Raw genomic sequence first — 12,880 nt, 5'->3', positions numbered from 1 at the left:
CGGAGCTGGATTGTCTGCCATCTGCGTCATGCCCCACGCTTGACGATTACGACCGCCTCCGGCAAGCCCCGCGCCAAGTTTCGGCCAGCCAACGCGAGAGACGATTGATGAGTTCCGTCGAACGGACCGCCCCCGCCACGGCACTGGCCAGCGCCTTGTCGGAGGCGGCAGAAGCGATCCAAGCCCTGCTCGATACCTTGCTGCAGGACAAGTCCGAGGCCGGCGAGATCCATCGCCCGGCTCGACTCCTCGCCGCCATGCGCCATGGCGCGCTCGGCGGCGGCAAGCGGCTGCGGCCCTTCCTCGTCGTCGAGACCGCCCGGCTCTTCGGCGTGCCGCCCGAGCGGGCGCTGCGCGCCGGCGCCGCCGTCGAGCTCGCCCACTGCTATTCGCTGGTCCATGACGACCTGCCGGCCATGGACGATGACGACACCCGCCGCGGCCGCCCGACCGTGCACAAGGCCTATGACGAGGCGACCGCGATCCTCGCCGGCGACGGCCTGCTGACCCTCGCCTTCGACGTCATCGCCGATCAGAGGACCCATCCGGACGGCGAGACCCGCGCCGCGATCATCCTGCTCTTTTCCCGCGCGCTCGGCCTCGGCGGCATGGTCGGCGGCCAGATGCTCGATCTTGCCGCCGAAGGGCGCTTTGCTGCGGATGGCGCGGCGGAGAAGCTCGACGAGGCGCAAATCCGCCGGATGCAGGCAATGAAGACCGGTGCGCTGCTCGCCGGCAGCGTCCTGATCGGCGCCCGCCTCGGCCAGGCCGATCCCAAGCGGATGGCCGCGCTGGAGCGCTACGGCAAGGCGCTCGGCGCCGCCTTCCAGGTCGCCGACGACATCCTGGACATCGAAGCCAGCCCCGAGCAGATGGGCAAGGCGACTGCCAAGGACGACGCCAAGGGCAAGGCGACGCTGGTCACCGCGCTGGGGCTCGACGTGGCCAAAAGCGAGCGCGACCGGCTGAGCGACGAGGCGATCGCCGCGCTTGCCGGTTTCGGACCGGAGGCGGCGATGCTGCGCGCGGCCGCGCAGTTCACTGCGCAGCGCAAGAGCTGACCCGTCAGACCGTGACCTGCGTGCCGACCTCGACGACGCGGCCGGTCGGGATCTGGAAGAAGTTGGTGGCGTCGGTCGCGCTCTTGGTCAGGCCGATATAGAGATTATCCTGCCAGATCGGCATGCCCGATTGCGGCGAGGGCTTGATCGAGCGGCGCGACAGGAAGAACGAGGTCGACATGATGTCGAACTTGAAGCCCTGCTTGCGCAGGATGGCCAGGCCCTTCGGAACGTTGGGGCTTTCCATGTAGCCGTAGACCATCTCGACACGCCAGAAATCGTCGGTGATGCGCGAGAGCCTGACGCGCTCGCTCTCGGCGACGCGCGGGGTATCGGCCGAGCGCACGGTGAGGATGACGTTGCGCTCGTGCAGCACCTTGTTGTGCTTGAGGTTGTGCAGCAGCGAGGCCGGCGCGGTCTCGGGGTCGCTGGTCAGGAACACCGCCATGCCCTTGACCCGGTAGGGCGGGCTCTTGGTCAGCATGCCGACCAGCTCGAGCAGCGGCACGTCGGTCTTGCGGGTCTTGTCGAACAGGATCTTGGTACCGCGCACCCAGGTCCACATCAGCACGATCAGCGCGAAGGCGAACAGCACCGGCACATAGCCGCCACTGAACAGCTTCAGCAGGTTCGCCGAGAAGAAGGCGACGTCGATGATCAGGAAGGGCAGGATCACCGCCGCGGCGGTTACCAATCCCCAGCGCCAGCCCCTCCAGATCACGATGAAAGCGAGCAACGAATCGACCAGCATCGCCCCGAACACCGAGATGCCATAGGCGTGCGACAGGTTGGACGAGGTCTTGAAGGTCCAGACCAGCAGCAGCACCGTGAACAGCAGCAGCACGTTGATGCGCGGGATGTAGATCTGGCCGGAAGTGTGCTCGGAGGTGTGGCGGATCTCGAGGCGCGGCAGCAGGCCGAGCTGGATCGCCTGCCGGGTCAGCGAATAGGCGCCGGTGATCACCGCCTGGCTGGCGATGATGGTCGCGAGCGTCGCCATGATCACCAGCGGCAGGATCAGCGCCGGCGGCGCGAGCTTGTAGAACGGATTGTCGATCGCGGTCGGGTCGGACAGGATCAGCGCGCCCTGGCCGAGATAGTTGAGCCAGAGCGCCGGGAAGACCAGGAAGATCCAGGCGCTGCGGATCGGCCCGCGGCCGAAATGGCCCATATCGGCATAGAGCGCCTCGGCGCCGGTCACCGCGAGGCAGACGCTGCCGAGCACGGCGAGCGACAGCCCGGGATGGTCGAAGAAGAAGCGCACCCCATAATACGGGTTAATCGAGGCGAAGACGCCGAGATCGTCGGCGATATGGTAGATGCCGAGCCCGCCCAGCGTCAGGAACCAGATCGTCATGATCGGGCCGAAGAAGTTGGCGACCTTGCCGGTGCCGCGGCTCTGCACCAGGAACAGCGCGATCAGGATCACCGAGGCGATGGTGATGACGTAGTCGTCGAACAGCGGCGTCACCAGCTTCAGGCCTTCGACCGCCGAGAGCACCGAAATCGCCGGCGTGATCACCGCATCGCCGTAGAACAGCGCAGCGCCGGCCATGCCGAGGAAGAGCACGATGCCGCCGCGCGTGCGTCCCAGCGCGCGCTGCGCCAGCGCGACCAGGGTCAGCGTGCCGCCCTCGCCGTTGTTGTCGGCCCGCAGCAGCAGCACGACGTATTTCAGTGTCACCACGACGACCAGCGACCACAGGATCAGCGAGAGCACGCCGATCACCGCCGCGCGCGGCAGCGGGCCGCTCAGGACGACCTCCGCGCCGCCGCCATGCCCGCCGGAAGCCGCGCCGGTCGCAGCCAGGATCGTTTCGCGCAACGCGTAGAGCGGGCTGGTGCCGATATCGCCGTAGACGACGCCGAGCGCCCCGAGTGCCAAAGCGGCATAGCTCTGCGTGGAATGGCCGTTGCCGGCCGGCTCGTCGAGCCCGAAGCGATCCCCATCCGGCTTGGCGGCCGGCGGGTGCTGCTGGTCATGACCCATCAGGGCGCTCCGCGGGTGCTGCAATGCAGCGAAAGGCCGGGGCCTCTAGCACGGCATGTCTGTCAGGCAAAGACGCTAGAGCATGTTCCCGCAGCAGGGCAGCCACTTTCACGCAGCGCGCGCCGGAAATCGCTTCAAACGATTGAATAATCGCCTGCGCCTATTCGGCCGCGGCGGCGCGGGCGCCATAGCGCCGCTCGACGTAAGTCTCGACCATCGCCTTGAACTCGGCGGCGATCGACGGTCCGCGCAGGGTCGCAACCTTCTTGCCGTCGACGAAGACCGGCGCAGTCGGCGTCTCGCCCGTGCCCGGCAGCGAGATGCCGATATCGGCATGCTTGGATTCGCCGGGTCCGTTGACGATGCAGCCCATCACCGCGACGTTGAGCGCCTCGATGCCCGGATAGCGCGTCTTCCATTCGGGCATGGAGGTGGAGATCCAGCTCTGGATATCCATCGCCAGTTCCTGGAACACCGTCGAGGTCGTGCGCCCGCAGCCCGGGCAGGCCGCGACCAGCGGCACGAAGGCGCGGAAACCCATGGTCTGCAGCAATTCCTGCGAGGCCTTGACCTCGAGCGTGCGGTCGCCCCCAGGTTCCGGCGTCAGCGAGAAGCGGATGGTGTCACCGATCCCGTCCTGCAGCAGCACGCCGAGCGCCGCCGAGGAGGCGACGAGGCCCTTCGAGCCCATGCCGGCCTCGGTCAGGCCGAGATGGATGGCATAATCGCTCCGCTCAGCCAGCATGCGGTAGACCGCGATCAGGTCCTGCACGCCCGAGACCTTGGCCGAGAGGATGATCTTGTCCTTCGAAAGACCGATCTCCTCGGCGCGCTCGGCCGAGAGCAGGGCAGACTGCACCATCGCCTCGCGCATCACGGCGCGCGCATCCAGCGGCTTTGGCGCGGCCGCGTTGATGTCCATCAGCGAGGTCAGCAGTTCCTGGTCGAGCGAGCCCCAGTTCGCGCCGATCCGCACGCTCTTGCCGTGCTTGATCGCAAGCTCGACGATCTGGCCGAACTGCTTGTCCTTCTTGTCCTTGAAGCCGACATTGCCGGGGTTGATCCGGTATTTCGCCAAGGCTTCGGCGCAGGCAGGATGATCGCTCAGCAGCTTGTGGCCGATATAGTGGAAATCGCCGACCAGCGGCACGTCGATGCCGAGGATGTCGAGCCGCTCGCGGATATGCGGCACCGCCGCCGCCGCCTCGTCGCGGTCGACGGTGATCCGCACCAGCTCCGAGCCCGCCCGCGCCAGTGCAGCGACCTGCCCGACCGTCGCCGGAATGTCGGCGGTGTCGGTGTTGGTCATCGACTGCACCACGATCGGCGCACCGCCACCGACCTGCACATGGCCGACCATCACCGGCACGGTGCGCTTGCGCGGCGCCGGTGCGGCGTCGGGCCCCTCAGGCAGGCAGGTCAGCGGCTGATCGCTCATGGAATGGTCCGGATCCTTTGCCGGCAGCGGCTCGTCGCGGCTGCACTGCGCCCTTGCATGATGATCGTCAAGCTGCGGCAGCGTCGCGACAATGCTCGCAGCGGCCGACGATCTCGACCACCTGATAGGAGATCTGGAAGCGCCTTCCCTCGGCCATGCCCCGGATCGCCTGGCGCATCGCCGGCGAGGCATCCTCGTCGACGCCACCGCAGATTTCGCAGATCAGGAAGGCGACCGCCTCGTTGGCGCCATGGCCGTGCGGGCAGGCGATGAAGGCATTGCGCGAGCTCAAGCGGTGCACGAAGCCCTGTTCGACCAGGAAGTCGAGCGCCCGATAGATCGAGATCGGCGCCAGCCGACGCCCACCCGGTGGCGAGATCCGGTCGGCGAGGTCATAGGCGCCGACAGGCTTGTGGTCGGCATAGAGCGCCTCCAGCGCCTTGCGCCGGATCGGCGTCAGCCGCAGGCCGCGCTCGCGGCAGACCTTCTCGGCCCGCGCCAATCCGGCGGCGGCATGGCGCGAATGGTCGTGCGCATGCTGGCAGAGACCATGCTCGTGATCGTGATGATGAGCGTCGCTTGCAGGCTGCATTTTCGTCATGTTGCGTTGCAATAGCACATCGGGCACCGTCCTGGTGACCGACGCTCCCTCGCTGGCGCCCTGCCAGCCTCCGCCGGTAAGCTAAGCGTTCTCAGGCCAAATGTCAGGAGCCGCCCCATGTTCCTCAAAGATCGTACCGCCCTCGTCACCGGCTCCACCTCCGGCATCGGCCTCGCCTACGCCCGCGCGCTCGCAGCCGAAGGTGCCAATGTCGTGATCAACGGCTTCGGTGATGCCGACGCGATCGAGAAGGAGCGCAGCGCGATCGAGGCCGACTTCAAGGTCAAGGCACGCTACTCGGCCGCCAACATGATGAAGCCCGACGAGATCGCCGCCATGGTCGCCGAGGCCGAGACCGAATTCGGCGCCATCGACATCCTCGTCAACAATGCCGGTATCCAGCATGTCGCCCCGGTCGACGAGTTCCCGATCGAGAAATGGGACCAGATCATCGCGATCAACCTGTCCTCGGCCTTCCACACCACCCGTGCCGCCCTGCCGAAGATGAAGGCGAAGGGCTGGGGCCGGATCATCAACACGGCCAGCGCTCACGCTTTCGTCGCCTCGCCGTTCAAGTCGGCCTATGTCTCGGCCAAGCATGGCATCGCCGGCTTCACCAAGACGGTGGCGCTGGAGGTCGCGACCAATGGCATCACCGTCAACGCCATCGCGCCCGGCTATGTCTGGACGCCACTGGTCGAGAAGCAGATCCCCGACACGATGAAGGCCCGTGGCCTGACCAAGGAGCAGGTCATCAACGACGTACTGCTGCTGGCCCAGCCGACCAAGGAATTCGTCACCGTCGAGCAGGTCGCGGCGCTTGCCGTCTTCCTCTGCACCGACGCGGCCAAGTCGATCACCGGCGCGACCTTGCCGATGGACGGCGGCTGGACTGCCGCGTGACCGGCCGCAAGCGCAGCCGCGTCCCGCAGGTCAAGGGCCTGGCGGGACCGAAGGCCGAGAAATCGGTCAACCTCGCGCTTCAGGGCGGCGGCGCGCACGGCGCCTTCACCTGGGGCGTGCTCGACGAGATCCTCGCCGATGGCCGCATCGCCATCGAGGCTATGACCGGCGCCAGCGCCGGCGCGATGAACGCGGTGGTGCTGACGGAGGGCTGGCTCGACGGCGGCATCGACGGCGCCCGCACGGCGCTGGAGAACTTCTGGCGCCGGATCAGCGTCGACGGCAAATATGGCGGCTCGGAACGCTCGCTGCTCGACACCATGCTCGGCGCCTGGACCGATGGGCGCCCGCCGGGGCTGATCTGGTTCGAGCTGCTCTCGAAGGTCGCGAGCCCCTACGACGTCAACCCGCTCAACATCAACCCGCTGCGCGGCGTGATCGCCGATCTGATCGACTTCGGCAAGGTCCAGGGCTGCGCCGACGTCAACCTCTTCATCTCGGCGACCAATGTCCGCACCGGCAAGATCAAGATCTTCACCCGCCAGGAGCTGACTGCCGACCATCTGATGGCCTCGGCCTGCCTGCCGATGCTGTTCCAGGCGGTCGAGATCGACGGCGAGCCCTATTGGGACGGCGGCTATATGGGTAATCCGCCACTCTTCCCGCTGTTCTACGAAGCCGCCGGCGACGATATCCTGCTGGTGCAGATCAACCCGCTCGAACGCCGCGAATTGCCGACCAATGCCCGCGCGATCCAGGACCGGCTCAACGAGATCACCTTCAACGCCTCGCTGCTGCGCGAACTGCGCGCCATCGACTTCGTCAACCGCCTGCTCGACGACGGCAAGCTCTCGACCGGCGACTACAAGCGCGTGCTGATGCACCGCATCGACGGCGGCCTGCCGCTGGCCCAGCTGACCTCCTCCTCGCGCCTCAATTCCGAGTGGAATTTCCTGCTCAGCCTGCGCGATCTTGGCCGCACCGCCGCCAAGCGCTGGCTGAAGCGCAACTACGCGGCGATCGGCGTGCAGGGAACGCTGGATTTGAAGGAAGCGATTTCGTAAGGCATCAAGCCGAAAATGCAGCGAAGCTCGAGCTTGCCAGCCGTGCCATGTGCCGGCAATCTCCGCCACGCCAAGACGTTCAGCAGATGTATGCCGGAGTATTCTCTCGTCGGGCAGCAGGACATGGGAAGTCCAGGAACATGATCATCGACGATAGCAAGGCCGATGCCCGCAAGATGCACGAGATCGCCCTGCTCGGGCGCCCGGCGGGCCTCCTTGGCCGCCGCTCCTTCCTGGCCGGCTCGGCCGCCGGCCTCGGCGCGCTCGCGCTCGGCGGCTGCAGCACCGACGGCATGAGCCTCGCCGAGGCGCAGAAGCTCTACGGGCCGGTGCCGGAGGAGAAATTCCCGATCCCGGCGATCGACGTCACCCATGTCGATCCGAAATATTTCCGCAAGACGGTCGCCTACAACACCAAGGAAGCGCCGGGCACGATCATCGTCGATCCCGGCAATTACTACGTCTACCGCGTCGAGGACGGCGGAAACGCAACCCGCTATGGCGCCAATGTCGGCCGCGACGGCTTCCGCTGGAATGGCGACGCCTATGTCGGGCGCAAGTCCGAATGGGCGACCTGGACGCCGCCCAAGGAGATGATCAAGCGCCAGCCGGAAGCCGCCAAATACGCCCGCGGCATGCCCGGCGGCCTCGACAACCCGCTCGGTGCGCGCACGCTGCATCTCTACCAGAACGGCGCCTACACGCTCTATACGATCTACGCGTCGCTCGACGCGGAATCGATCGGAAACGGCATCACCAGCGGCTGCATCGGCCTGCTCACGCAGGACATGATCCACCTCTACAACAACACGCCGGTCAAGACGAAGGTGGTCGTGCTGCCTGCTTGAGGCGGGATCATCGCGCTTTCGGTAAGGGCGCTGCCGGTGACGGCGGCGCCCTTTTTTCATGTGCGGCGAGCCCACTGATCGATGGCGCCAGTAGACCGAATAGTCACTCCTGCCGCCATCGTAGGGCCGCATATCGCTTTTGCGGCCATCGCGCCCGGGCGTATTGTGAGCCAGGCAGCCCTTCGACCTGAAGGGCGCCGGATCTTCCAATCCGGGAGGATTGCCATGGGACGCAAATTCATCGACTGCCGTGAATTCCCGAGCGAAATGAACTGCTCGATCGCGATCGGCGCCGATTCCGAAGGCGAGCTGCTGGAAGCGGCCGTCCAGCATGCCGTTAGGGTTCACGGGCATCAGGATACGCCCGAATTGCGGGATATGCTCAGGAGCGTCATCAAGGACGGCATTCCCCCGGAGCAAGCGCCGAGCCGGGCTGCCTGAGCGGAAGCTTCCGCCCTCTAGCGCCCCTCGCCTGCCAGCTGCCACACCGAGCTCTTCTTGATCTCGGCGTCCTCCAGCGCGCGCGTCACCGGCACCTGATAGGTCGCGACCTCGGCGAGCCGGTCCTTCGGCAGGTAGCTCCGGCCGGGGTCGCCGATCAGTACGGTCGCGCCGCGCTGCGACAGGCTTGAAAGCCAGTCGATCACCTGCGCCGCCAGTTCCCGCTCATAGCAGATGTCGCCGGCCAGGATGACCTCCCAGCCCTGGTCGAGGCCGAGGAGGTCGTCGAGCCGCGCCTCGATCGAAACGCCATTCGCCTTCGCATTGAGCCCGATCGCGGCAGCGGCAAAGGCGTCGATATCGGCTGCGATCACCTCTGCCGCCCCCGTCTTGGCCGCAGCGATGGCGACGAGGCCGGAGCCGCTGGCGAAATCGAGCACGCGCTTAGCCCGCACGGTCTCGGGATGGTCGAGGATATAGCGCGCCAGCGCCTGTCCGCCGGCCCAGGCGAAGGCCCAGAACGGCGGCGGCAAGCCGATCGTCGCCAGCTCGTCCTCGGTCTTCTGCCAAAGCTCGGTCGCCTCCTCGGCGACGTAAAGTGAAATCTCCGGCGCATGCGGCACCGGCAAGAGCCGCGTATGGGCGCGGATGAAGGCGAGCCGGTCGCTGCTTGCGTCGGCTTCGCTCACGCGACGAGGTCCGCCTGGCGCTGGCCGAGCAGGGAGCGATAGAGCGCCTTGACCCCATCCATGACGTGGCGCTCGGTATAGCCGGCGAGCAGGCGCTCGCGCGCGCTCGTCCCCATGCGCTCGACCTGCCCGGGCGAGGCCGCCAGCGTCACCAGCGCCTGCGCCAGCGCGGCGATGTCGTTGGCCGGCACGACGAAGCCATCCTGGCCGGTGCGGACGAAGGAGCGGCAGCCCGGCACGTCCGTGGTCAGCAGCGCGCGCCCGCAGGCGGCTCCTTCCAGCAAGGTCCGCGGCAGGCCCTCGCCGCCGCGCGAAGGCAGGCAGCAGACATGATGCCCCCGCCAGACACCCTCGATGTCGCGCGTCGGCCCGGCCCAATTGATCCCCGGCCGCGCCGACCACTCCCGCAAGGTCGCCTCCGGCACCGCCTTGGGGTTGGACGGGTCGGGCGCGCCATGCAGGGTCAATTCGACTCGGGCGCCCTGCTTGCGCGCCAAAGTCACCGCCTCGACGGCGAGATCGACACCCTTCGACCAGAGCATGCGCGCGACGAGGGCGACCTTGAGCGGCGGCTGCGGTGGCATCGGCTCGGGCATCAGGATCAGCGGATCGACCCCGGCACCGCCGACGATCGCGACCTTCGCCCCATCGGCCGGATCGAGCCCGAGCGTCAGCGGGTCATCGGGGTTCTCGAACAAGAAGCGCACCAGCGGCCCGTCGACCGCCTCGCGCAGCCAGAACTTCGCCGCCAGACGCGCCGCATCGGCGGCCGCGCCCTCGCGCGCCCCGAGGAAGCCGAGACCGGTCAGCGCATAGACCCGTCGCTCGATCCCGGCGAGCCGCCCGGCAAGGCCGGCGAGCGCGATCGGCTTCAGCGCGATGCAATGCAGGATGTCGGGCTTCTCCCGCTCGAGCAGGCGCTTCAGCGCGATGATCTGCTTGATGAGCGCCACCGGCGAGAGCGAGCGCCGCTCGGCTTCCAGCGCGATCAGCCTTGCACCGGTCGCCTCGATCGCCTTGCGATGGTTGCGCTCCCTTGCGATCACGGCGACGTCGAGCCCCATCTCTGCCGCGGCGCGAGCCATCGGCAGGAAATGCGAGGCGAAGAACCAGTCCTCGGTGGCGACGAACAACAGCTTCTGGCGGGCCATGGCGCGCATCAGGCCGATGCCGCGCCGAAAAGCAAGCGCATAAGAAAGCCAGGAGGCAGCCCCGCCATGCCCTGCGGTTGCTGGACGCCCGAGCCGCCGCTTGCGAAAAGGAGGCGAGTCTTCCTCCTCCAGCGAGACAAGTCATGGACAATCGCAACGACCTCTGGCGTCACGTCGACGCCAGCAAAGAGCGTTTCATCGAACTCAGCGACCGGGTCTGGGCCATTCCCGAGGTCTGCTACACCGAGAAGCGCTCGGTCGCCGAGCATGTCGCCGAGCTCCAGCACCAGGGCTTCCGGGTCACGCAGAATGTCGCCGACATCCCGACCGCGGTGATCGGCGAAGCCGGCGAAGGCGGCCCGGTCATCGCCTTCCTCGGCGAGTACGACGCCCTCCCCGGCCTCAGCCAGGAATCCGGTGTCGCCAAGCACAGCGAGATCGAGACCGGCGGCCATGGCCATGGCTGCGGCCATAATCTGCTCGGCTCGGCCGCCCTGCTCGCCGCGACTGCGATGAAGAACTGGCTCGCCGAGAACAAGCTGCCCGGCCGCGTCCGCTATTACGGCTGCCCGGCCGAGGAAGGCGGCGCCGCCAAGGCCTTCATGGTCCGCGCCGGCGCCTTCAAGGACGCCGACATCGCCATTTCCTGGCACCCGAGCAGCTTCTGGGAGGTCACCCCGCCGCTCTCGCTGGCCAATACCCGCGCCGACTTCATCTTCACCGGCCGCGCCTCGCATGCCGCCGCCTCGCCCGAGCTCGGCCGCAGCGCGCTCGACGCCGTTGAATTGATGAGCGTCGGCGTCAACTATATGCGCGAGCACATGCCGAGCGATGCCCGCGTGCATTACGCCCTGCTCGACACCGGCGGCATCGCCCCCAATGTCGTCCAGGCCCATGCCCGCGTGCGCTATTCGATCCGCGCCCGCGACCTGCCGGGGATGCTGGAGCTGGTCGGCCGGGTCAAGAAGATCGCCGAGGGCGCGGCGCTGATGACCGAGACGACGATGGAGATGAAGATCGTCTCCGCGGTCTCCAACGTCGTCGGCAACGGCCCGCTGGAGCAGGCGCTGCAAGGCATCATGGAAGATCTCGGCCCGCCGCATTTCGACGACGCCGACAAGGAATTCGCCAGGCAGATCCGCGCGACCCTGTCGCAGAAGGACATCGACGCCGTCTGGCGCGCGATCGGCGTATCGAAGACCGATGCCGAACTCGCCGACTTCACCGTGCCGCTCGATTCCCCGCGCAATCCGGCGATCGGCTCGACCGATGTCGGCGATGTCAGCTGGGTCGTCCCGACCGTGCAGGCGCATGCGCCGACGGTCGCGATCGGCACACCTTTCCACACCTGGCAGGTGGTGGCGCAGGGCAAGATGCCGGCCGCGCACAAGGCGATGGTCCAGGTCGCCAAGGCGATGGCCGCGACCGGCGCCGCCGTTCTGACCGATCCCCAGCTGATGGCCGCCGCCAAGGCCGACTTCCAGAAGCGCGTCGCCGCCGATGGCGGCTATACCTCGCCGGTTCCCCCGGAGGTGAAGCCGCCGCTGACCATGTCGACCGGCGGCTGAGACGCCTTCCGACGTGAAAAAGGCCCGCCGGGCGAACCGGCGGGCCAGGATGTCGGGCCGGGGAGGAGGCCCTGGGAGAAACTCAGTCGTAGGTGCGGCAGACGCGGCGGGTGCCGATGACCTCGCCATAGTAGTTGACGCGGTCGACGAAATGGCAGCGGCGAACCGGAGCGTAGGCCGGGACATAGCCATCGTCGTAGTAGCCATAGGCCGGGCCGCTGGCCGCACCGGCGGCAAGGGCACCAAGGGCCAGGGCTCCGACGATGCCGGCACCGACCGCGGCGCCACGATAATAGCGCGGGCGGGCCTCTGCATCAGAGGTGGCGAAAACGGAAGCGCCGATCGCGAGGGCGGCGAGGGCAGCGGCGAAGCTCTTCTTGGTACGGGTCATGTTCGTTCTCCGATCTGGTAGCCGGGTGGCGAACCGTTCGCCATGCCCCGGCCTTGTCGGTCGCAGGAGCGGAATCGCGCGGGTCACATAAAAAATCCCCGAAACGCCGTCAGGTTCCGCTTCACTGCCCGCCAGTGCCCCTTGCCGCGACGCTCGGGATAGCATCGGATCGGCCATCGCCGGCCGAAGGAAACCTGGCATGACGCTCGCACGGCTCGCTCTCGCCATCGGCTTCGCAACCGCGCTGACGACCCCGCTGCGGGCCGAGCCATGGGCGAGCAGCTACACCACCCACGACTACGCGAAATGCCGCAAGGACAAGGGCAATGGCGATCCGGTTTCGGTTCACCGCTGCCCCGGCAAGGCCGGCATCACCGTGGTCTGGACCGCCGGCGACGATTCATCCGCGGTCGCATTCGGCGCCAAGGCGCTGGAGGAGGCGATCACCGACAAGGCCGCCTTCTTCGAGGCCGGCAAGACGATCGAATGGCGCGGCCCGAAGGGCGGAAAGCCGCAGGCGGCGATCCTGCGCTACGCGACTGGCGCGAGCGTCGGCAAGCTCGACGGCAGCCGGCTCGTCGTCCACCGGCTCGCGCCGGATGGCGCCTCCTGCATCATCGGCAGCGTCGATGCCCGCAAGCCGGATGCGAATGCAGCCGCACGCCGCCTTGCGGACGAGAAGGCCGCGGGCTTCCGCTGCGGCCGGGACGCCCGCTCCGAAGACTGAAGCCTGCG

Annotated in this window: 13 protein-coding genes; 7 read left to right on the top strand and 6 right to left on the bottom strand. The window is 67.5% G+C overall.

Features of this window, described 5'->3' with window-relative positions:
- Positions 1 to 107: 107 nt before the first annotated feature.
- Positions 108 to 1,061: a polyprenyl synthetase family protein gene (locus tag AC3WLC_RS01440; protein WP_493682165.1), complete on the top strand. Its 954-nt coding sequence runs from the start codon at positions 108 to 110 to the stop codon at positions 1,059 to 1,061.
- A gap of 4 nt (positions 1,062 to 1,065) precedes the next feature.
- Here the strand turns inward: AC3WLC_RS01440 and AC3WLC_RS01435 are convergent, their stop codons facing one another.
- The 3 genes from AC3WLC_RS01435 to AC3WLC_RS01425 form a co-directional block, all read right to left on the bottom strand.
- Positions 1,066 to 3,051, bottom strand: a complete 1,986-nt coding sequence (locus AC3WLC_RS01435; RefSeq protein WP_493682164.1) for a potassium transporter Kup — start codon at positions 3,049 to 3,051, stop codon at positions 1,066 to 1,068.
- A 160-nt stretch (positions 3,052 to 3,211) separates the two neighbouring features.
- Positions 3,212 to 4,489 (bottom strand): flavodoxin-dependent (E)-4-hydroxy-3-methylbut-2-enyl-diphosphate synthase, encoded by a 1,278-nt coding sequence (gene ispG, locus AC3WLC_RS01430; protein WP_493682163.1) that lies wholly within the window; start codon positions 4,487 to 4,489, stop codon positions 3,212 to 3,214.
- 67 nt (positions 4,490 to 4,556) lie between these two features.
- Positions 4,557 to 5,090 carry a transcriptional repressor gene (locus tag AC3WLC_RS01425; protein WP_493682162.1) on the bottom strand — a complete coding sequence of 178 codons (534 nt, stop codon included), beginning with the start codon at positions 5,088 to 5,090 and terminating at the stop codon, positions 4,557 to 4,559.
- Between the two features lie 117 nt (positions 5,091 to 5,207).
- Here AC3WLC_RS01425 and AC3WLC_RS01420 point away from each other — a divergent pair, with 117 nt between their 5' ends.
- The 4 genes from AC3WLC_RS01420 (at position 5,208) to AC3WLC_RS01405 (ending at position 8,346) form a co-directional block, all read left to right on the top strand.
- The gene (locus AC3WLC_RS01420; protein ID WP_493682161.1) at positions 5,208 to 5,993 is read left to right on the top strand and encodes a 3-hydroxybutyrate dehydrogenase; all 786 of its coding nucleotides are present in this window, start codon (positions 5,208 to 5,210) and stop codon (positions 5,991 to 5,993) included.
- Positions 5,990 to 7,057, top strand: coding sequence for a patatin-like phospholipase family protein (locus AC3WLC_RS01415; RefSeq protein WP_493682160.1), 1,068 nt, complete (start codon positions 5,990 to 5,992; stop codon positions 7,055 to 7,057). Before AC3WLC_RS01420 ends, AC3WLC_RS01415 begins: the two co-directional genes overlap by 4 nt.
- Positions 7,058 to 7,197: 140 nt before the next feature.
- Positions 7,198 to 7,905, top strand: a complete 708-nt coding sequence (locus AC3WLC_RS01410) for a L,D-transpeptidase (protein WP_493682159.1) — start codon at positions 7,198 to 7,200, stop codon at positions 7,903 to 7,905.
- A 225-nt stretch (positions 7,906 to 8,130) separates the two neighbouring features.
- Positions 8,131 to 8,346: a DUF1059 domain-containing protein gene (locus tag AC3WLC_RS01405; RefSeq protein ID WP_493682158.1), complete on the top strand. Its 216-nt coding sequence runs from the start codon at positions 8,131 to 8,133 to the stop codon at positions 8,344 to 8,346.
- A gap of 17 nt (positions 8,347 to 8,363) precedes the next feature.
- Here AC3WLC_RS01405 and AC3WLC_RS01400 read toward each other — a convergent pair whose 3' ends face one another.
- Both AC3WLC_RS01400 and AC3WLC_RS01395 read right to left on the bottom strand, forming a co-directional pair.
- Entirely contained in the window at positions 8,364 to 9,035 is a 672-nt protein-coding gene (locus tag AC3WLC_RS01400; protein ID WP_493682157.1) for a class I SAM-dependent methyltransferase, read from the bottom strand.
- Entirely contained in the window at positions 9,032 to 10,186 is a 1,155-nt protein-coding gene (locus AC3WLC_RS01395) for a glycosyltransferase family 4 protein (protein ID WP_493682156.1), read from the bottom strand. Before AC3WLC_RS01395 ends, AC3WLC_RS01400 begins: the two co-directional genes overlap by 4 nt.
- Positions 10,187 to 10,329: 143 nt before the next feature.
- On the opposite strand from AC3WLC_RS01395, the gene AC3WLC_RS01390 reads away from it, so the two are divergent.
- Complete coding sequence (locus tag AC3WLC_RS01390) at positions 10,330 to 11,754, top strand: M20 family metallopeptidase (RefSeq protein ID WP_493682155.1); 1,425 nt, start codon at positions 10,330 to 10,332, stop codon at positions 11,752 to 11,754.
- Between the two features lie 82 nt (positions 11,755 to 11,836).
- On the opposite strand, the gene AC3WLC_RS01385 is transcribed toward AC3WLC_RS01390, so the two are convergent.
- On the bottom strand, positions 11,837 to 12,145 hold the full coding sequence (locus AC3WLC_RS01385) for a hypothetical protein (RefSeq protein WP_493682154.1): 309 nt from the start codon (positions 12,143 to 12,145) through the stop codon (positions 11,837 to 11,839).
- A 199-nt stretch (positions 12,146 to 12,344) separates the two neighbouring features.
- On the opposite strand from AC3WLC_RS01385, the gene AC3WLC_RS01380 reads away from it, so the two are divergent.
- The gene (locus AC3WLC_RS01380) at positions 12,345 to 12,872 is read left to right on the top strand and encodes a hypothetical protein (protein WP_493682153.1); all 528 of its coding nucleotides are present in this window, start codon (positions 12,345 to 12,347) and stop codon (positions 12,870 to 12,872) included.
- Positions 12,873 to 12,880 lie beyond the last annotated feature (8 nt).

The organism is Allobosea sp. GW821-FHT03A12, assembly GCF_058986765.1.
Note: the sequence above shows the minus strand (reverse complement) of the source record. Positions and strands in the feature narration are given on the sequence as shown.

What these genes read in the sequence shown, in the direction of transcription:
- AC3WLC_RS01440 (WP_493682165.1), top strand. Translation starts at nt 108, where the DNA reads ATGAGTTCCGTCGAACGGACCGCCCCCGCCACGGCACTGGCCAGCGCC.
- AC3WLC_RS01435 (WP_493682164.1), bottom strand. Translation starts at nt 3,051, where the DNA reads ATGGGTCATGACCAGCAGCACCCGCCGGCCGCCAAGCCGGATGGGGAT.
- ispG (WP_493682163.1), bottom strand. Translation starts at nt 4,489, where the DNA reads ATGAGCGATCAGCCGCTGACCTGCCTGCCTGAGGGGCCCGACGCCGCA.
- AC3WLC_RS01425 (WP_493682162.1), bottom strand. Translation starts at nt 5,090, where the DNA reads ATGACGAAAATGCAGCCTGCAAGCGACGCTCATCATCACGATCACGAG.
- AC3WLC_RS01420 (WP_493682161.1), top strand. Translation starts at nt 5,208, where the DNA reads ATGTTCCTCAAAGATCGTACCGCCCTCGTCACCGGCTCCACCTCCGGC.
- AC3WLC_RS01410 (WP_493682159.1), top strand. Translation starts at nt 7,198, where the DNA reads ATGATCATCGACGATAGCAAGGCCGATGCCCGCAAGATGCACGAGATC.
- AC3WLC_RS01405 (WP_493682158.1), top strand. Translation starts at nt 8,131, where the DNA reads ATGGGACGCAAATTCATCGACTGCCGTGAATTCCCGAGCGAAATGAAC.
- AC3WLC_RS01395 (WP_493682156.1), bottom strand. Translation starts at nt 10,186, where the DNA reads ATGGCCCGCCAGAAGCTGTTGTTCGTCGCCACCGAGGACTGGTTCTTC.
- AC3WLC_RS01390 (WP_493682155.1), top strand. Translation starts at nt 10,330, where the DNA reads ATGGACAATCGCAACGACCTCTGGCGTCACGTCGACGCCAGCAAAGAG.
- AC3WLC_RS01385 (WP_493682154.1), bottom strand. Translation starts at nt 12,145, where the DNA reads ATGACCCGTACCAAGAAGAGCTTCGCCGCTGCCCTCGCCGCCCTCGCG.
- AC3WLC_RS01380 (WP_493682153.1), top strand. Translation starts at nt 12,345, where the DNA reads ATGACGCTCGCACGGCTCGCTCTCGCCATCGGCTTCGCAACCGCGCTG.